This is a genomic window from Asanoa sp. NPDC049475 (assembly GCF_040676915.1).
Lineage (GTDB): Bacteria > Actinomycetota > Actinomycetes > Mycobacteriales > Micromonosporaceae > Asanoa.
On record NZ_JBFAPY010000003.1, the window covers coordinates 526,461 to 544,427 of the forward strand.

The window sequence follows — 17,967 nt, forward strand, 5'->3', positions numbered from 1 at the left end:
TCGCTAGGTTGTGGAAGGTGGCACGGGTGGTTCTGCGTGGTCGCTCGGCGGCGATGTCGGCAGCGATGCCGGCGCTGCGCCGAGCGGCCCGACACGGCCAGAGCGGCATCATCGTGGTCACCGGCGAGGCCGGAATCGGGAAGACCGCCGTACTCGACGCGATCGGCGCACAGGCCACCGGAATGGGCTTCCGCACCGGGGTCGGCAAGGCCGACGAGATCGGCCGCATCTCGCCCGGCGCTCCCGTGCTGCTGGCCCTGCGCAGCGGCCCGAAGCCGTTGCTGGACGCCGAGGCGCTGGCGGAGCTCGACCACCTTGCCGACCATCCGCTGGTGCTCGTCGACCGGGTGGGCGCCCGGCTGGAACGGGTCGCCAACCTGGCGCCGGTCCTCGTGGTGGTCGACGACGCGCAATGGGCCGACCAGCTCAGCCGGTTGGCGCTGCGCGTGCTGCCGGAGCGGCTGGCCGGCAACCCGGTGGTCTGGGCGTTCGCCACCCGCGATCCCGCCGACGAGCTGACCACCGCACCGTCCGCGGCCGTGCCGGTGGAGACCATCGCACTCGGCCCCCTCACCGCTGCCGACGTGGCCGCGATCGCCCGGGACCGGCTGGGCCACCCCGCCAGCCCCGCGACCCAGCGGATGCTCGAAGGCGTCGGCGGCAACCCCTTCCTGGTCACCCAGATCCTCGACGGCCCGGAGGACGGCGACGGGCCGCCGGCCAGCTTCGTCCGTGCGGTCGAGGCGTCGTTGGACGGGCTGCCGGACAAGACCGTGGTGCTGCTGGCGGCGGTGCTCGGCCGGCCGTTCGCGGTCGACGAGGCCCAGCGGGTCGTGCCGTCGGTGAGCGCGGCGGACGTCGACGGCGCCGTGGCGGCCGGGCTGCTCGCCCGTGACGGCCACCGGCTGCGCTTCCGGCACGACCTGGTCCTGGAGACCGTCTACGCGGGGCTGTCGGACTCGGTGCGGCGCGACCTGCACCGGCGCTGCGCCCACTATCTGCTCGCGTCGGGGCACGACGCGTTGGCCGCCGCGCCACATGCCCGGGCCGCGGCGACGCCCGGTGACGAGGAGAGCGCCGCGATCCTGTGCGAGGCGGCGCACCGGGCGGTGCCGGTGCTGCCGGGCACTGCGGGCGATCTGATCGTCGAGGCGTTCGGCCTGGTGCGGCCCGCACAGGGCTCATGGGAGCCGACCGGCGAACGGTGCGTCGACGTGCTGTACCGGGTGCAGCGCTGCGCGGACGCCGTGCGGATCGCCGACGCCGTGCTGGCCCGGGTGCGCGACGCCGAGACCTACGCCCGGGTCCAGGTGGTCGCGGCCCAGGCGCTCTGGCAGATCGGCCGCCCCGCGGAGTCGGTGGCCCGGATCGACGACGCACTCGCCGCACCGGACGTCTCCGCCCCGCTGCGCGCCCGGTTGACGGCGGCCCGCGCGCTGGCGTTGACCCGGAAGGAGCCCGCTTGGAAGGCCCGCGCGGCGGCCGAGCCGGCACTGCGGGAGGCGCGATCGGTCCGCGACCACGACGCGACGATGCTGGCCCTGCGGGCGATGGGCGAGCTGGGTCGCAACAGCGGCCACCACGCGGAGTCGCTGGCCTACTTCCGTGAGCTGCGCGCGGTCAGCGAGACCAGCTACCTCGCCGAGGAGATCATCGAACTACAGCTGCTCGACCGGTACGCGGACGCGGGCGCGCTGTTGGAGGCGGCGTACCAGGACGACCGTGGCGGCATCGAGGCGACCCTGCCGTCGGTGACCGCCGCGCAGATGTGGCAGGACTTCAACCTCGGCCGGCTGGACGACGCCGAGGCCGGCGCGCGCACCCTGCTCACCATCGGACGCGAGATCGGCGACCACGTGCACGAGCTCGACGCGGTGCTGGTGCTCGGCGCCATCGCGCTGCTGCGCGGCAACCTGGCCGAGGCCGCCGACCGGTTGGCGCCGCCCGACGACGGGCACGTCGAGGATTCGGTGCGGCTGCCCGGCCTGCGGCTGATGGAGGGCTGGCTGGCCGCCAGCGACGGACGCGCCCACGACGCGCGGTCGATCCTCGCGCCGCTGCTGTTCGAGGCGCGCGAGGCCCGGGCCGACTGGCCGTGGTGTCCGGGCTGGATGCGGGTCTTCGTGCGGGTCGGGCGGGCCACCGGCGACGAGCGGTTCACCAGCGAGGCGGTGGCGATCGCGGCCGAGGGAGCGGCCCGCAACCCCGGCGTGGCCAGTTTCGAAGGCGTCGCGCTGGCGCTGCGCGGCCTGGCGCACAAGGACCTCGGCCTGCTGACCCGCGCGAACACGGTGCTCGACCGCAGCCCGCGGCCGATGCTGCGGGGCAACGCCGCCGAGGACCGGGGCCGGATGCTGCTCGCGTACGGGCGGCGCGAGGAAGGCATCGCGGAGCTGGACCGGGCCTGGGGCATCTATCACGGGATCGGGGCGCGGTCGGCGGTGGTCGGGGTGCAGCAGGTGATGCGCCGGGCCGGTGCCCGCCGGTCCAAGTGGGAGACCGACGGTGCCCGGCCGCAGCAGGGTTGGGCGGCGCTCACCGACGCGGAGGTCAAGGTGGCCGAGCTGATCAGCGCGGGGCACACCAACAAGGCGGCCGCGCGGCTGCTCAACCTCTCCCCCAACACTGTCAGCACCCACCTGCGGTCGATCTTCACCAAGCTCGACGTGCAGTCGCGGGTGCAGCTCACGAACGCGGTGCACGAGCTCAAGCCGGAAAGCTGAGGGCCGCCCCGCGCGGGGGTGGCCCTCAGCGGACAACGGCTCAGGCGCCGATGTTCTTGTTCCAGACGCTCCAGGTGACCGCGATGCCGGGCTTGGCGAAGTCGCCGTCGGGCCAGTTGGAGGCCGGGTTGGCCACCGAGGCACCGGAGATCTCACCCGGGTGCTGCACCGCGACGAACACGCTCTTGTTGTCGTCGGTGATCCACGGGCCGCAGGTCTCGGCGCCGTAGGGGACGCTCAGGAACTGCTTGAGGTGGCCCGCCTCGGGACCCTCCAGCGGCGTCGCGAACAGGCCGTCGTTGCTGCCCAGCGCGTTGCCGTCGGTGGAGATCCAGAGGTTGCCGGCACCGTCGAACGCGACGTTGTCGGGGCAGGAGATCGGCGAGACCTTGGTCTTGTCGTACCCCATGAAGTAGGTCGCGGGGTCCGTCGGGTCGCCGCAGACGATCGGCACGCGCCAGGTGAACGTCGTGCCGGTGTGGTCGTCGTTGTCCTCGGTGATCTCGAGGATGTGCCCGTGCTTGTTGGCGTTGCGCGGGTTGGCCTCGTCCGCCGCCGGGTTGCTGCCGACGCCGCGGTTGGTGTTGTTGGTCAGCGCGGCGTAGATCTTCCGGTTGACCGGGTTCGGCTCGACGTCCTCGGGACGGTCCAGCTTGGTCGCGCCCACCTTGTCGCCGGCGAGGCGGGTGAAGACCAGCACCTCGTCGACGGTCATGCCGTCGACCATCGACGCTCCGCCCTTGACCAGCGGGATCCACGTGCCGGTCCCGTTGAACGCGCCGTCGGTGGGCAGCTTGCCCGAGCCGTCGATCTCGGTCGCCGAGGTGTAGCCGAGCTTGGCCACGTAGAGCGTGCCGGACTCCAGCACGGTCAGGTTGTGCTTGCGGGCCTCGGGCGTGTTGCGGCCGTCGACCTTCTTGTCGGAGACGAACTTGTAGAGGTAGTCGAACCGCTCGTCGTCACCCATGTACGCGACCGCCTTGGCGTCCCGCGACTTGATGATGTTGGCGCCCTCGTGCTTGAACCGGCCCATGGCGGTGTGCTTGCGCGGGGTCGAGCCGGGGGTGAACGGGTCGAACTCGACGACCCAGCCGAAGCGGTTGGCCTCGTTGGGGTTCTTCGTCAGGTCGAAGCGCTCGTCGGCCCGCTCCCACTTGCGGCTGCCCGAGGGGTAGCGGTTGACCGTGTCGATGCCGTACCGGTTGAACCTGGCCTTGGCGTCGCCCGTCGAGGTCTCCGCGCCGACGAAGTACTGGTTGAAGTTCTCCTCGCCGGACAGGATCGTGCCCCACGGCGTGACGCCGCCGGCGCAGTTGTTCATCGTGCCGATCACGTCGGTGCCAGTCGGGTCGGCGGCGGTCTTCAGCAGCGGGCTGCCGGCGGCCGGCCCGGTCAGCCGGAAGTGCGTCGTCAGCGTGGTCAGGCGCCGGTTGTACGGCCGGGCGCCGCTCTTGACCAGCACGTACTGGCCGGTCTTGCCGACCCGCTCGATCTCGACGACCGACATGCCGTGCGCGGCCATCGCGATCTTGATCTGCTCGACGCTCAGCGCGTCCTGGCTCACGAAGCCCGGGAACATCAGGTCCTCGTTGGTGTACTCGTGGTTGCACACGAGCAGGGCGCGGGTGGCCTTCTTGTCGAGCGGCAGCACCGCGACGAAGTCGTTGTTGTAGCCGAACTGCTTGAGCTGGGCGGCCAGGGTCTGGTTGCGGACGTCGAACTCGGGCGCGCCCGGCACCACCGGGTCGCCCCAGCGGATCACCACGGAGTGGTCGTAGCCGTTGGGCACGACCAGCGCGTCGACCCGGTTCGGGGCGACCGCCTTGAAGGTGAGGTCGGTGGTCTGCTCGGTCAGCGCACTGAAGTCCTCGACGAGCGGCAGCGCCGGCGGGGGCTCGGTGGCGGCGAGCGCCGGGGTGGCGCTCAGGACGGCGGCACCACCGAGGCCGAGCGCGACGCCGGCCACCGCGCCGGTGCGCAGCACGCCGCGGCGGGTGACCTCGTTCTTGACGAGGTCACCGAAGTACTGGTTATCGGAATCGTTCGGCACCGCGTGGTCACACGCGTTTCCGCAGCGGTACAGGCAGGTCATGCGGTCACGACCGTGCGAAACCTTCGCCACGCCGACGATTGGCAACTGGCGGCGGATCTGGTCCGTCATTCGGGCTCTCCTAGAACCGTCGACAAATCTCTCCGTCAAGACAGCCGCACGCTAATCAGAGCAGGTAAACATGGAAAAGCCGGAATATGAACCACGGACGTGGAACCCCTGCTAAGGATGTCCTTACTAGACGCCTTCGTGCGCGGCCGTGATGATCCGGCCATGCTCAAAACCACCCTGCTCCATCCCGGCATCGCGAGCGCGCTCGGCCGCGCCGGACATGGATCGACCATCCTCATCTCAGACGGAAACTACCCCCATTCCACGGGTACGAAGCCGGGCGCCGACGTCGTTTTCCTGAATCTGCGGCCCGGGCTGGTGGCGGTCGACGACATCCTCGCGACGGTGCTGACGGCTGTACCGGTCGAGTCGGCATTCGTGATGCGGCCGCAGGAGGGTCCGGAACCCGACATCTTCCCGGTGTTCCGTGCGCACCTCGATCCGGTGCCGTTGACCCCGCTCGACCGGTTCGCCTTCTACGACTTAGCCCGCGGGCCCGACCTGGCGTTGGCGATCGCGAGCGGCGATACGCGGCTCTACGCGAACGTCATCCTGACGGTCGGCGTCGTCACCTGAGGAACTCGGAGATCACCCCGATCGCGTGGTCGCCGGCCGAGAGCACGGCACAGAAGTTCAGGAACGCGTGCGGCGTGTCCGTGTACTCCACATAGTTCGCTCCGTCGAGCCGCTCGGCGTACGCCTCCGCGTCCTTGCGCAGCGGGTCCCGCCCGGCGGCGATGACCAGCGTCGGCGGGAGCCCGGCCAGCGATGGGGCACGCAGCGGCGCGGCGTAGACCGGGGGCGGGCCGGTCAGGTAGAGCCGGTCCACCCAGGTCGGCTCGGCCGGCACGTCGAGCACCGGATAGCAGAGCACCTGCCGGTCCAGCGTCGGGCCGCCCTCGTCCCGGGCGCGCAGCGTGGCGCCCGCGACCAGGGCACCGCCCGCGCTCTGCCCACCGGCCGCGAGCCGCCCGTCGCCGCCGAGCATTCCCCCGTGCTCGGTCAGCCAGCACATCGCGTCGTAGGTGTCGTCCAGCGCGGCCGGGTACGGGTCCTCCGGCGCCAGCCGGTACTCCAACGAGACCACGGTGCGGCCGGACCGGCGGGCCAGCCCGGAGCAGACGTGGTCGAGGTCGGCCACCGACCCACCGACGAACCCGCCGCCGTGCAGCCAGAGCAGCAGTGGAGCCGGCCCGGGCGCGGCCTGGTAGACCCGGACCAGGGTCGGCCCGCCGCGCAGGGGCAGCCGCAGGTCGGCGGCGTGCACCGCCGGGTCCAGCCGGCCCGCCAATGCGGGATCGGGCGGCAAGGCGCGGTCGTCGAGCAGCGCCCCCAGGTCTTCGAGGTCGCCGGCCGCGCCGACGACCGTGAACCCGTCGGCCTCCGCGGTGAATCGCGGCTCGGCGACGATCCGCCGGTTCACCGGGTACCTGCCGGCACCGCGCGCAGGTGCACCGCGGCGTGCCAGAACGGCGGCTGACCGGGCACCGTGAACACCCTGGTCGCGAGCGCCGCGGGCCAGTCGCCGTCGGCATAGCCGGCGAGCTGGTCGAGCAGTGCGGCGTGGGTGCTGGCGAGGCGGTCGAGCAGCAGGTCGGCGGCGAGCGACCGGCCCGCCGCCACGCCGGCCCGGTTCAGCGCCCGCCCGGTCTCGGGCGTCTCGAAGGTCGGCGCCAGGCTCCAGTGCTCCCGGCCCCGGCCGGCCTCGGTGAGCACGGCCAGGTTGATCTCGTTCCACATGAGCACGTGGGCGACCAGGTCGTGCAACGACGAGCAGAAATCGCCGAGCGGCCCGGCCGCGGTCGCGTAGTCGGCGGCGAGGGCGTCTCCGGACAGGCCGTCGACCGCGGCGAGGAGCAGGCCGTGATCGGTGCGCAGGCGGTCGGCCGCCTGCGCGGGGGAAAGCTGATCGGTCATGGCGCCAACCAAACAGGTGGTCGGATCCAGCACGAGCGGGCTGACGGTTTCCGTCAGTCCGGCTCAGCGCAGCAGCAGGCCGATCAGGTCGCCGCCGAGGCCCTCGACGGCGGACGCGTCGAGCTCGTACTGGACGAACCGGCCGCGCCGCGTGGCCCGCGCGAGGCCGGCGGCGGCCAGCGCGCGCAGATGCCGGTTGACCAGGGTCGGGTCGACGTGCCAGAGGTCGGCGACCTCGCCGGCCGTACGCGGCTCGGTGGCGATCGCCCGGGCCACCTCCAACCGGCCCGGGTTGGCCAGCGCGGCCAGTCGCCGCAGCACGTCGCGGGTGGTCAGCACCGGCGGCCCGGCGTCGACCGGATGGATCAGCACCAGCGGCCGGCCCGGCACGTCGGCGACGTAGAGGTGCGGTCGGATCAGCGTGCTCGGCACGACCACCAAGCCGCGGCCGGACACGTCGTGCCGGCGTTTGGCCACCTTGGCGATCGACACGCCCGCGCCGGCCACCGTGATCGACGGGTCCAGTGTGGCCAGCGCTCCGGCCGGCCCGAGGGCGGCCAGGTCGAGCGCGAACCGCCGGGTGCGGGCGGCCAGCACCGGTCGCACCGCGAGCCACTGGGGCGCGAACCAGCCGTCCCAGCTCTCGGCCAGGAACTCCAGGAACTCCGTCACCGCCGGCCCAGGGCGTTCCACGAGTGCGGCGACCTCGTCACCGAGGCCCCGGGCCTGCGCCCAGCGGAGCGCCGCGGCGGTGTCGCCCGGCGGCGAGATCGGCCGGATGAGCTGGATGGCCAGCCGGCGGGGCGGGACGGCCCGGAGTCGGTCGAGCTGGGTCGCGAAATCGTCGTCGGGACCCCAGACCGTGACGAACGGGGTGGCGCGGATCGCCCGCGTCGTGAACGCCCAGCGCCGCACCCGGCGGCGCAGCGCCGCGCTCATCGGCGGCAGGTCGGCGCCGTGGTGAGCCGGGTCACCGATCGCGTGCAGCGCGGAGCCCAGCTCGGACAGCGGGGACACCGCGGCCGAGACGCTGGTCAGACCGACAACCGCGATTGGCATGGCGAACAAAGATCTTAGGCCCAGCCGTCGGGGGGTACGTTGGGTCACGGGTCGGTCACGCGGGGGAACGGGCAACGGAACGAATGAGCGCTGGCAGTGTGGGCGAGACGCAGAAGTCAGGCACGGTTCAGGGCTCTGGCGTGGCCGAGGTCATCGACGCACTGCGCGTCGGGCCGTTCCGGCGGCTCTTCCTCGTGCTCGGGCTCTCGGCCCTGGGCGACTGGCTGGGTCTGCTGGCCGGTGCCGCGTTCGCGTCGTCCCAGGTGTCCGGCGCGACCGCGAAGGGCGCCGCGTTCGGCTCGGTGATCGCGGTGCAGCTGTTGCCGGCGTTCATCCTTGGCCCGCTTTCCGGTGTGATCGCCGACCGCTTCGACCGCCGCCTCACGATGGTGATCTCCGACGTGGTGCGGTTCGTGCTCTTCCTGTCGATCCCGGTCGTCGGTTTCATCGAGGACAGCTCGGTGCGGGTGGTCACCTGGACGGCCATCGCGCTGTTCCTGGCACAGGTCGCGGCGCAGATCTGGACCCCGGCAAAGGAGGCGGCGGTGCCGAACCTGCTGCCCCGCTCCCGGTTGGAGGCGGCGAACCAGCTGACGCTGGCGACCACGTACGGCATCACGCCGATCCTGGCCGCGCTGATCTTCAGCGGCATGGCCCGGCTCCCCCGCCCGGGTGGGGTGGGTCCGGCCGACTACGCGCTGATCTTCGACGCGCTCACGTTCCTCGCGTCCGCCTTCGTGGTGCTGTTCTTCGCCAAGGAGATGTCCCGGCGCACGGCCCGGCCCGCCGCCGCTCGGTCGAAGGCCGAGCAGAAGAAGGAGCACGAGCACGCGGTCCCCGGCCGGCAGGCGATGCGGGACCTGCTCGACGGTGGCCGGTTCATCGTCCGCACGCGGCTGGTCCGGGGCATCGTGGTCGGTGTGTTGGGCGCGTTCGCCGGTGCCGGTGTGGTGATCGGCACGGCCAACTTCTACGCCCGGTCGCTGGGGGGCGGCGACGCCACCTTCGGCATCCTGTTCGCCGCGATCTTCGCCGGGTTCGGCATCGGCATCGCCGGCGGGCCGGCGCTGATCGGCACCCTTTCCCGGCGCCGCTGGTTCGCGCTGTCGATCGTGCTGGCGGGCATCGCGGTGATCGGGCTGTCCGTCGCGCCCCGGCTGTCGCTGGCGGTGCTGGGCGCCGGGATCACCGGCGCCGCCGCGGGCATGGCCTTCCTGTCCGGCCTCACCCTGATCGGCGGTGAGATCACCGACGACGTACGCGGCCGGGTGGTCGCCTTCATCCAGTCGGCGGTGCGGATCACCCTGCTCCTCGCGATCGCGTTGTCGAGCGTGATCGTGGGCCTCGGTGCCGCAAGAGAGATCCACGTCGGCCCGGTCGACTTCACCCTGTCGACCACCCGGCTGCTGCTGTTCGTGATCGGGCTCGCCGGCATCGGCGTGGGCATCCTCTCCTTCCGGCAGATCGACGACCGGCCCGGTGTGCCGGTCTGGAAGGACATCTGGCGAGGCGTACGCCGCCGTCCGCTCTCCGACACCGCCAAGAAGCGTCCCTGAGCCGTGTCCGACAAGCCGTCCACCGAGCTCACCGTGCAGCGCCGCTTCTCCGAGTGGTTCCTCCGCGGCGCCGAACACCGCGACCTGAACCCGCCGGCCCCGTTCGCCCGGCCACCGCAGCAGGAGCGCCGGCACAGCTGGTGGCGGGTGATGTGCCTGTCCGGCCTCGACTACTTCTCGACCCTGGGCTACCAGCCGGGCATCGCCGCGCTGGCCGCCGGCGTGCTGTCGCCGCTCGCGACCATCGTGCTGGTGCTGGTCACGCTCTTCGGCGCGCTGCCCGTCTATCGTCGGGTGGCCCGGGAGAGCCCGCACGGCGCCGGCTCCATCGCGATGCTCGGCAAGCTGCTGTCGTACTGGCAGGGCAAGCTCGTCGTGCTCGTGCTCCTCGGGTTTGCCGCGACGGACTTCATCATCACCATGACGCTGTCAGCGGCCGACGCGACCGCGCACATCAACGAGAACCCGTTCTGGCCGGACGGGCTGCGCGGCCACCAGGTGCTCATCACGCTGGTGCTGCTCGCGCTGCTCGGCGCGGTGTTCCTCAAGGGCTTCACGGAGGCGATCGGCATCGCCGTGGTGCTGGTGGGGGTCTATCTCGCCCTCAACGTGGTGGTGGTCGTCGACGGCCTGATCCGGGTGATCAGCCATCCGACGCTGACCGACGACTGGTGGTCGGCGTTGACCACCATGCACGGCGGACCACTGGCGATCATCGGGATGTCGATCATCATCTTCCCGAGGCTGGCGCTGGGCCTGTCCGGCTTCGAGACCGGCGTCGCGGTGATGCCGCACATCAGGGGCGCTCCCTGCGACACCGAGGAGAACCCGACCGGCCGGATCCGCGGCGCCCGCAAGCTGCTCACCACGGCCGCCATCACGATGAGCTGCTTCCTGATCACCACCAGCATCATCACCACCGTGCTGATCCCGGCCAACGCCTTCGACCCGGGCGGCCCGGCCAACGGCCGCGCGCTCGCGTTCCTCGCGCACGAGAACCTCGGCTCGATGTTCGGGACCGTCTACGACCTCTCGACCATCTTCATCCTCTGGTTCGCGGGCGCGTCGGCGATGGCTGGCCTGCTCAACCTGGTGCCGCGCTTCCTGCCCCGGTTCGGGATGGCCCCGAACTGGGCCACCGCGGTGCGGCCGCTGGTCGTCGTCTTCACGCTGATCGCGTTCTTCATCACCTGGCTGTTCGACGCCGACGTGACCGCGCAGGGCGGCGCGTACGCCACCGGCGTGTTGGTGTTGATCACCTCGGCGGCGATCGCCGTGACGATCTCCAGCCGCCGGCACCGCCAGCACAAACAGACCATCGCGTTCGGGCTGATCTCGCTGGTCTTCATCTACACGACCATCGACAACGTGATCGAGCGCCCGGACGGCGTGAAGATCGCAGGGAGCTTCATCGGTGCCATGATCCTCGTTTCGATCCTGTCCCGGCTCTATCGGGCCTTCGAGATCCGCTTCACCAGCGTCCAGTTCGACGAGCTGGGCCAGCAGTTGCTCGAGGACTGCAAGGGCAAGGTCGTGCGGATCATCGCGAACCATCCGGACGCCCTCGACGCCGCGGAGTACCGGGCCAAGCTGCGCAAGATCGTCGACGAGGACGTCCTGCCGGACGTGCACGACGTGATGTTCGCCGAGGTGACCATCACCGACCCGTCCGACTTCGAGTCGGACCTGCGGGTACGCGGCAAGATCCGGCACGGCCGCTACCGGGTGTTCACGATGGCCAGCCCGAACGTGGCGACCGCGCTGGCCGCGCTGCTGCTCCAGATCCAGAAGACGACGGGCCATCGACCGCACATCTACTTCGAGTGGACCGAGGGGAACCCGGTCTCGAACTTCCTGCGCTACCTCGCCTTCGGGCAGGGCGAGGTGGCACCGGTCACCCGGGAGATCCTCCGCGAGCACGAGCCGGACCGGATGAAGCGCCCGCACGTGCACGTGGGTTAGGCGCCGACCTTCTGTTTCGTGTACGCCAGGCAGCGCTTGCCGACCGTCTTCCAGTCGGCGCCGAGGATGACCGGGCTTTCCGCCTCGGACGGGCGGCCGTTGCGCAGCACCTGGTCGGCGAACCTCATCATCTTCGCGTGGCCGTACTGGTCGGCGATGCAGCGCGTGGCGTAGTAGGCCAGGCCGTACGCGGCGTCGATCTGCCAGTCCGGCGCGTCGTCGTCGGGAACGAGCCGCTCCAGGGTGCCCTTGTAGCTCTTCTCGCGCAGGAACTTCCGGGACGACAGCCGGCGGTCGTACGAGCCGATCGACCGGCCGTCCCACTCGACGTACTCGGCTATGCCCTCGGTCAGCCACCAGTTCTCGCCGTTGTAGTCGCGGTAGTCGCGGCCCGCGAGCGTCGCCACGTGGCCCATCTCGTGCTTCATGACCGACTCGGCGTACCCGCCGGAGATCTCCTCGGCCCGCAGCACGATATCGGAGCGCTCCTCGCTGGCCGGGATGGCGAAGCCGATCGCCCAGTCCTCCGAGCCGCCGAACCATTTCTTCCAGTCGCTCGGGCCGGCCAGGTAGATGACGTAGCGGTCGGGCTTGCGGCCCAGCACGTACTTGTCGGCGATCTTCGCGGCCCGTTCGGCGGCGGGCAGGAACGACCGCGCGCGGCTCGCCAAGGCCTTGGGCGCCGCCACGATGGTTCGTTCACCGACCGCCGCGGTCAGCGTGCTGACCTCCCAGGGCTGCGGCCCGCGCAGGTCCTTGACCCGGGACCACTTCACCAGCCGGTAGCCGGACGGCGAGTCCCGCCAGGCCGTGTCGACCAGCATCCGGTCGGGCTCGCAGCTCGGCACGACGAAGCAGTGGTTGATGGCGACCGTGACGCCCCACTCGGAGTAGCCGCCGACCTTCTTGTCGTCGAACGGTCCACTGTCGGCGGTCAGCTTGAGGTTGCTCACCTTCATCGCGCGCAGCGACCGGAAGCGGCGCTCGAGCTCGCTACGCAGCTTCTTGTCGGCGACCGGCTTGAGGAAGCCGGCCAGGTTGTTCGCCTCGTACGCCGCGCTCATGTTGGTCAACGACTGCAGGATCGAGGCCTTGGCCCACGCGAACGCGACGTGCGGCGGGTCGCCGGGCTTGGGCGACGCGGGCGGGCCGGTGGGTGCGGCCGCCGCGCTGGCCGACGGTGACGGTGCGGCCGCGGTCGCGGGCTCGTCGGCACCACCCGAGCCGAGGACCAGGAAGGCGGGCACGGCCAACAGGACCAGGACAAGGGTGACCACCAGCCCGACCAGCAGGCCACGCTTGCGCTTGGGTCCGGGTCCCACGGGCGGCACGCCAGCGTCGGCGGGAGGCACGGCAGGCGTCTCGGCCGCTGGCGTGGCGGACACTTCAGCCGCCGGCACGGCGGGCGGCTCGGCCGGTGGAGCGGCGGGCGGCTCAGCCGGTGGAGCGGCGGGCGGCTCGGCCGGTGGAGCGGCGGGCGGCTCGGCCGGTGGAGCGGCGGGCGGCTCGGCCGGTGGAGCGGCGGGCGGCTCGGCCGGTGGAGCGGCGGGCGTCTCGGCCGGTGGAGCGGCGGACGTCTCAGCCAGCGGCGGCTCGGCGACTGGGTGCGCGGGTGCGGGCTGACCCACCGCGGCCGGTGGTGCTGAGAACGGAATCGCCGCCGCCGGCGGTGCCGGCAGCGGGGGCAACGCGACCGGAGGCAACTTCTCCGGGAGCGGAGGCGCCGGGACCGGAGGCGCGTGCGGCGTGGACGCCGCGGCTGCTACCGGCGGTCGCGCTGTCGGTAGAGCCCCCGCCGCGTCGTCGGCGTTGCTCGGATCGATATCCCCGTATGCCACAGCCGGACACGCTACGTGCCGCGCGCCCGCAAATGATCATCCGTTCGGCCGGGACCCTCGCACACGCGATAATGGGCGGTGTGGAGGCTCGACACGTACGCGTCAGCAAGCGGCTCTCGGCCGTGTTGCGGCATCGCCCGGCCACTCTCGGGCTGACGCTCGATCCGCAGGGTTGGGTCGAGGTCGACGTGCTGCTTGCCGCCTTCGCCGCGCACGGCACGCCGCTCACCCGCTCGGAGCTCGACGCGGTGGTGGCCGGCAACGACAAGCGGCGGTTCGCGCTGGCCACCGGCGCCGACGGCCGAGAACGGATCCGGGCCAGCCAGGGCCACTCGGTGCCGGTCGACCTCGGCCTGCCCGACCAGGAGCCGCCGGAGCGGCTCTTCCACGGCACCTCGGCCACCGCGGTGCCGGCGATCCTGCGCGAAGGGCTGGCCAAGCGCAACCGGCACGCCGTGCACCTGTCGGTCGACCTGCCCACCGCCCGCATCGTCGGCGCGCGCCGCACGGGCAAGGTGGCGCTGCTGGCGGTCGACGCGTCGGCGATGGCGAAGGCCGGACATCGCTTCCAGTGCAGTGCCAACGGCGTGTGGCTGACCGACCACGTTCCACCAGCGTTCATCCAGCGTCTGGACTGACGGCCATCCGGTTGCCGGACCATCCGGGCGTGTCCGGTTTCCTCGTGTGGGGCGACAACACGCTGGCGCGCCGGCTGGCCAGCGAACTGATCAACACGTACGCCGTGCCGGTGACGGTCATCGTCCGGTCCGCCGACGCCGACCAGGCGCCCGACATCGCCGACCTCGAGCCGGAGACCGGCGACCCCGACCTGCGCCCGGTGGTGGTGGCCGCCGCCCGCCTCACGCCGGACGTCCTGGTGCGGGCCGGCGTCGCGGAAGCGAGCGCGGTCGCGCTGGTCGAGCGTGACGACGTGGCCAACGTGGACGCCGCGATGATGGTCCGCGAGCTCAACCCCACCGCCCGGATCGTGGTGCGGGTCTACAACCCGATCCTCGCCCAGGGCGTGACCGCGATGCTCGGCGACTGCGACGTGCTCTCCGGCTCGGAGATCGCGGCGCCCGCGTTCGTCGCCGCGGCGCTCGGCGACGACGTGCCGACGTACGTCCGGCTGACCGACGAGTTCCTGGTCACCGCCCACCGCTCCGAGCAGCCCGACCCGGACGACATCGTCTGCGGCCTGGCCGTGCTCGACGGTCGCGCCGAGCCGGAGACGCTCCCGGCCGACGAATCAAGAGCCGACCTGCTGCTGGTCCGCCGCTACGGTGAACCGCCCCGGCACAAAGCCCGGCCCGCCCGGCTGCCGTTGCGCGTTACCCGGCTGGTGCTCGGCCGGCGCCGGCTGCGCTACGCCCTGGCCGGGGTGGTCGCGCTGCTGTTCGTCAGCACCGCCCTGCTGGCCCACCTGCGCGACCTCACCGTGTGGGAGGCCGGTTACCTGGCCGTGGTCACCGCGATCGGCGGCATCGAGGGCGAGGTCACCGGTGGCGCGGTCGAGCACGTCGTGCTGGTCGCCCTCGGGCTGGCCGGCGTCGCGCTGGTCCCGTTCGTCACCGTGCTCGTCGTCGAGGCGGTGGTCACGGCCCGGCTCGCGCTCGCCTCGGGCGCGCTGACCAGGCCGGTCGCCAACCACGTGGTCATCGTGGGACTCGGCAACGTCGGCACCCGCGTGTTGCGCGAGCTGCACGGGTTCGGCGTGGACCTGGTCTGCGTCGACCGCTCCGCCGACGCGCGGGGTGTCGCGGTCGCCCGCGAGCTCGGCGTCCCGGTGATCATCGGGAACGGCAACAGTGCCGAGACACTGCGGGCCGCGTCCGTGGCCACCGCCCGGGCGCTGCTCGTGCTCTCCACCGACGACGTATCCAACCTGGAGACCGCGCTGCTCGGCCGGGCATTGCACGGCGGTCGTCTGCGGGTGGTGCTGCGCCTCTACGACGAGGACTTCGCCCGCCGCGTCAAGCGCACCTTCGACATCGACCTGTCCCGCAGCGTCTCCTACCTGGCCGCACCCGCGTTCGCGGCGGCGCTGTTCGGCCGGGAGGTGATCGACGCGATCCCGGTCGGCCGCCGGGTGCTGCTGGTCGCCGACATTCCGGTCGGCGCCGGCTCGGACCTGGAGGGCCGGCTGTGCCCGGAGGTCGACCGGCCCACCGAGGTGCGCCTGATCGCGGTCCGCACGGGCCGGATCGGTCAGACACTGTGGACGGTGCCGGAACGGCGCCGGCTGGTCCGCACCGACCGGCTGATCGTCGTGGCCACCCGGGCCGGCCTGGCCGGTCTGCTCGCCCGCACCCGACCCAACCCGGACGCCCCGCCGCTGCCGGAACCGCAGCCCCTGCGCCTGCTCGCCCGGCCACGCGAGGCGACGAGCGGTGACGCTCCGTAGGCTGACCTGATGAGCACGTTGCGGCGACAGCACGCGCACACGATCCTGACCGCCCTGCGCGAGCTGCGCGTGCAGCTATCCCTCCTCAACCACCAGGTCGCCAACCAGGTTGAGCTCAAGGACGTCGACGTCGACTGCTTCGAGCTGATCAGCCGCGAAGGCCCGATGAGCCCGACCACGCTCGCCCGCCGGGCCGGCCTGCACCCGGCGACGATGACCGGGGTGCTCGACCGGCTCGAGCGCGGCGGCTGGGTCACCCGCGAACGCGACACCACGGACCGCCGCGCGGTGGGCATCCATCCTGTCCGCGGCCGCACCGCCGAGCTGGTCAAGCTCTACGCCGGCCTCGGCCGAGGGATCGACGAGATCTGCGCCGGCTACGACGAACGGGAGCTCGCGCTGGTCGCCGACTTCCTCCGCCGCACGACCCGGGCCGGCCGGCTGGCCACCGAGAGCTCATGATTGCCAATAGAACAGGTGTTCGATAGCCTGTCGATCGTGGAACTGGTCGGACGATGGTGGAACGGTGACCGCGACAACCGCACCCGGCGCGACATCTGGCTCCATCGCGACGTCGATGCCGGCTGGCTGGTGCGGGCCAGGGCCGGCGACAAGGACCGCGACGTGACGTGGCCGGCCTTCCACGAGGAGTGGGCGGCCCGGGCCTGGATCGATCGACTGATGGCCGCCTCGACGGGCGGGCGATCGATCTGGAAAGACTTGACCAAGGTCGTCCGAAAGCCACCCGAGGGCGGCTGGACCGCCCGGCAATAGCCCGTATGATCGCGCGGTGCGCGCGGCTGCCGAAATCACCCGACGCCGCCTTGCGCGCTTCGAGCCGCGCGGCAGCGTCTCCTCCTGGTACGCGACCGGCTTCGTGGTGCTGGTCGCGGCCGTCCTGCGGCTCTCCAACCTGGCCCAGCCGCAGGGCAAGCTGTTCGACGAGACCTACTACGCCAAAGACGCCTGGGGCCTGCTCACCAAGGGCGTCGAGTGGAACTACCGAGACAACGCACCGGCGTACGTCGTGCACCCCCCGCTCGGCAAATGGCTGATCGCGCTGGGCGAATGGTCCTTCGGCTACTACGACGTCGACGGTGACCAGCGCCTGACCGGCCACCTCTTCGACGCGGCGCCCGAGTTCGGCTGGCGGTTCTCCGCGGCCGTGGCCGGCACCGTGTCCGTGCTGCTGCTGGTGCGGATCGCCCGGCGGATGTTCGGCTCGACCGTGCTCGGCTGCGCCGCCGGCCTGCTGCTCGCGCTCGACGGCTTCCACCTGGTGCTTTCCCGTGTCGCGATGCTCGACATCTTCCTGCTGCTGTTCGTCCTCGCCGCCTTCGGCGCCCTGCTGATCGACCGGGACCAGCGCCGCCGGGCCTGGCTGGACGCCCTCGCCGCCGGAGCCGCCGCACCGACCGGGGCGCGCTGGTGGCGGCTGTTCGCGGCGTTCCTGTTCGGCTGCGCGGTCGCCACCAAGTGGAGTGCGCTGTTCTTCCTGCCCGTGTTCGCCCTGCTGGTGCTCTGGTGGGAGGCCGGCGCCCGGCGCTCGGCGGGCGTGGGCCGCCCATGGCTGGAGACGATCCGCCAGGAGACCGGCTGGCTGGTCCTGTGCGGCTTCGTGATCGGCGCGGTCTACCTGGCGTCGTGGACCGGCTGGCTGCTCACCGACGACGGCTACTTCCGGCACTGGCGGGCCGACAGCGGCCAGTCGGAGCTTCCCGTGATCGGCGCCCTGCAGAACCTGATCCACTACCACCAGCAGGCGTTCGGCTTCCACTCCACGCTCCAGGACAAGCACCCGAGCCAGTCGTGGCCGTGGCAGTGGCTCCTGCTGGGCAAGCCGGTGACGGTCCACCTGGCGTACCCGGGAGCGCCCTGGGGCCAAGCGCCGGTCTCGGAGATCATCCTGCTCGGCACGCCGCTGCTCTGGTGGTCGTTCCTGCCGGCCCTGGCCGGGAGCGCCTGGCTCGGCATCGCCCGCCGCGACTGGCGACCGGGCGCGATCCTGCTGATGGTGGGGGCCGGCCTGCTGCCCTGGTTCTACTACGCCGTCGACGCCCACCGGGTCATGTTCAACTTCTACACGGCGCCGATCGTGCCGTTCATGGTGCTGGCGGTCACCTACGTGCTCGGCGTCGTGATCGGCCCCGCCGACTCGACCGACGCCGACCGCCGGCTGGTGGGCGGAGTCGCGGCCGGCGCGTACCTGGTGCTGGTCGTGCTCTGCTTCGCCTACTTCCACAAGCTCTTCGTCGGAGACTTCCTCCCGTACGCGGACTGGGCCAACCGCATGTGGCTCGGCGACCGCTGGCATCCCTAACTGTCGGATCCGCGCCTGTCCCGTCCG

14 protein-coding genes are annotated in these 17,967 nt (G+C 71.9%); 9 read left to right on the forward strand and 5 right to left on the reverse strand.

The window, feature by feature from the left end:
* The first annotated feature begins 17 nt into the window (after positions 1–17).
* Positions 18–2,723, forward strand: a complete 2,706-nt coding sequence (locus tag AB0J88_RS13660) for an AAA family ATPase (RefSeq protein WP_364345207.1) — start codon at positions 18–20, stop codon at positions 2,721–2,723.
* A gap of 40 nt (positions 2,724–2,763) precedes the next feature.
* Here AB0J88_RS13660 and AB0J88_RS13665 read toward each other — a convergent pair whose 3' ends face one another.
* The gene (locus AB0J88_RS13665; RefSeq protein ID WP_364345205.1) at positions 2,764–4,884 is read right to left on the reverse strand and encodes a PhoX family phosphatase; all 2,121 of its coding nucleotides are present in this window, start codon (positions 4,882–4,884) and stop codon (positions 2,764–2,766) included.
* A 162-nt stretch (positions 4,885–5,046) separates the two neighbouring features.
* Here AB0J88_RS13665 and AB0J88_RS13670 point away from each other — a divergent pair, with 162 nt between their 5' ends.
* Positions 5,047–5,460, forward strand: coding sequence for an RbsD/FucU family protein (locus AB0J88_RS13670; RefSeq protein ID WP_364345203.1), 414 nt, complete (start codon positions 5,047–5,049; stop codon positions 5,458–5,460).
* Here AB0J88_RS13670 and AB0J88_RS13675 read toward each other — a convergent pair.
* The 3 genes from AB0J88_RS13675 to AB0J88_RS13685 all read right to left on the reverse strand — a co-directional run bounded on the left by AB0J88_RS13675 (position 5,453) and on the right by AB0J88_RS13685 (position 7,860).
* A complete protein-coding gene (locus tag AB0J88_RS13675) occupies positions 5,453–6,307 on the reverse strand; it encodes an alpha/beta hydrolase (protein WP_364345201.1) in 855 nt (284 codons plus the stop codon). The two genes, AB0J88_RS13670 and AB0J88_RS13675, sit on opposite strands and share 8 nt — an antisense overlap.
* Positions 6,304–6,801 (reverse strand): maleylpyruvate isomerase N-terminal domain-containing protein, encoded by a 498-nt coding sequence (locus tag AB0J88_RS13680; protein WP_364345199.1) that lies wholly within the window; start codon positions 6,799–6,801, stop codon positions 6,304–6,306. The genes AB0J88_RS13675 and AB0J88_RS13680 overlap by 4 nt, the downstream gene beginning before the upstream one ends.
* Before the next feature lie 63 nt (positions 6,802–6,864).
* Positions 6,865–7,860 (reverse strand): DUF5937 family protein, encoded by a 996-nt coding sequence (locus AB0J88_RS13685; RefSeq protein ID WP_364345197.1) that lies wholly within the window; start codon positions 7,858–7,860, stop codon positions 6,865–6,867.
* Between the two features lie 140 nt (positions 7,861–8,000).
* Between AB0J88_RS13685 and AB0J88_RS13690 the strand changes: the two genes are divergently transcribed.
* Positions 8,001–9,416, forward strand: coding sequence for an MFS transporter (locus AB0J88_RS13690; protein WP_364345195.1), 1,416 nt, complete (start codon positions 8,001–8,003; stop codon positions 9,414–9,416).
* Between the two features lie 3 nt (positions 9,417–9,419).
* A complete protein-coding gene (locus AB0J88_RS13695; protein WP_364345193.1) occupies positions 9,420–11,378 on the forward strand; it encodes an amino acid transporter in 1,959 nt (652 codons plus the stop codon).
* On the opposite strand, the gene AB0J88_RS13700 is transcribed toward AB0J88_RS13695, so the two are convergent.
* On the reverse strand, positions 11,375–12,700 hold the full coding sequence (locus tag AB0J88_RS13700) for a hypothetical protein (RefSeq protein ID WP_364345191.1): 1,326 nt from the start codon (positions 12,698–12,700) through the stop codon (positions 11,375–11,377). The genes AB0J88_RS13695 and AB0J88_RS13700 overlap by 4 nt on opposite strands.
* Before the next feature lie 596 nt (positions 12,701–13,296).
* Between AB0J88_RS13700 and AB0J88_RS13705 the strand changes: the two genes are divergently transcribed.
* The 5 genes from AB0J88_RS13705 to AB0J88_RS13725 are packed head-to-tail and all read left to right on the forward strand — an operon-like array spanning position 13,297 to position 17,940.
* On the forward strand, positions 13,297–13,854 hold the full coding sequence (locus AB0J88_RS13705; RefSeq protein WP_364345189.1) for an RNA 2'-phosphotransferase: 558 nt from the start codon (positions 13,297–13,299) through the stop codon (positions 13,852–13,854).
* 29 nt (positions 13,855–13,883) lie between these two features.
* A complete protein-coding gene (locus AB0J88_RS13710) occupies positions 13,884–15,620 on the forward strand; it encodes an NAD-binding protein (RefSeq protein WP_364345187.1) in 1,737 nt (578 codons plus the stop codon).
* A gap of 9 nt (positions 15,621–15,629) precedes the next feature.
* Complete coding sequence (locus AB0J88_RS13715; RefSeq protein ID WP_364345185.1) at positions 15,630–16,082, forward strand: MarR family transcriptional regulator; 453 nt, start codon at positions 15,630–15,632, stop codon at positions 16,080–16,082.
* A gap of 36 nt (positions 16,083–16,118) precedes the next feature.
* Complete coding sequence (locus tag AB0J88_RS13720; protein WP_364345183.1) at positions 16,119–16,394, forward strand: hypothetical protein; 276 nt, start codon at positions 16,119–16,121, stop codon at positions 16,392–16,394.
* A gap of 16 nt (positions 16,395–16,410) precedes the next feature.
* Complete coding sequence (locus tag AB0J88_RS13725) at positions 16,411–17,940, forward strand: phospholipid carrier-dependent glycosyltransferase (RefSeq protein ID WP_364345181.1); 1,530 nt, start codon at positions 16,411–16,413, stop codon at positions 17,938–17,940.
* Positions 17,941–17,967 lie beyond the last annotated feature (27 nt).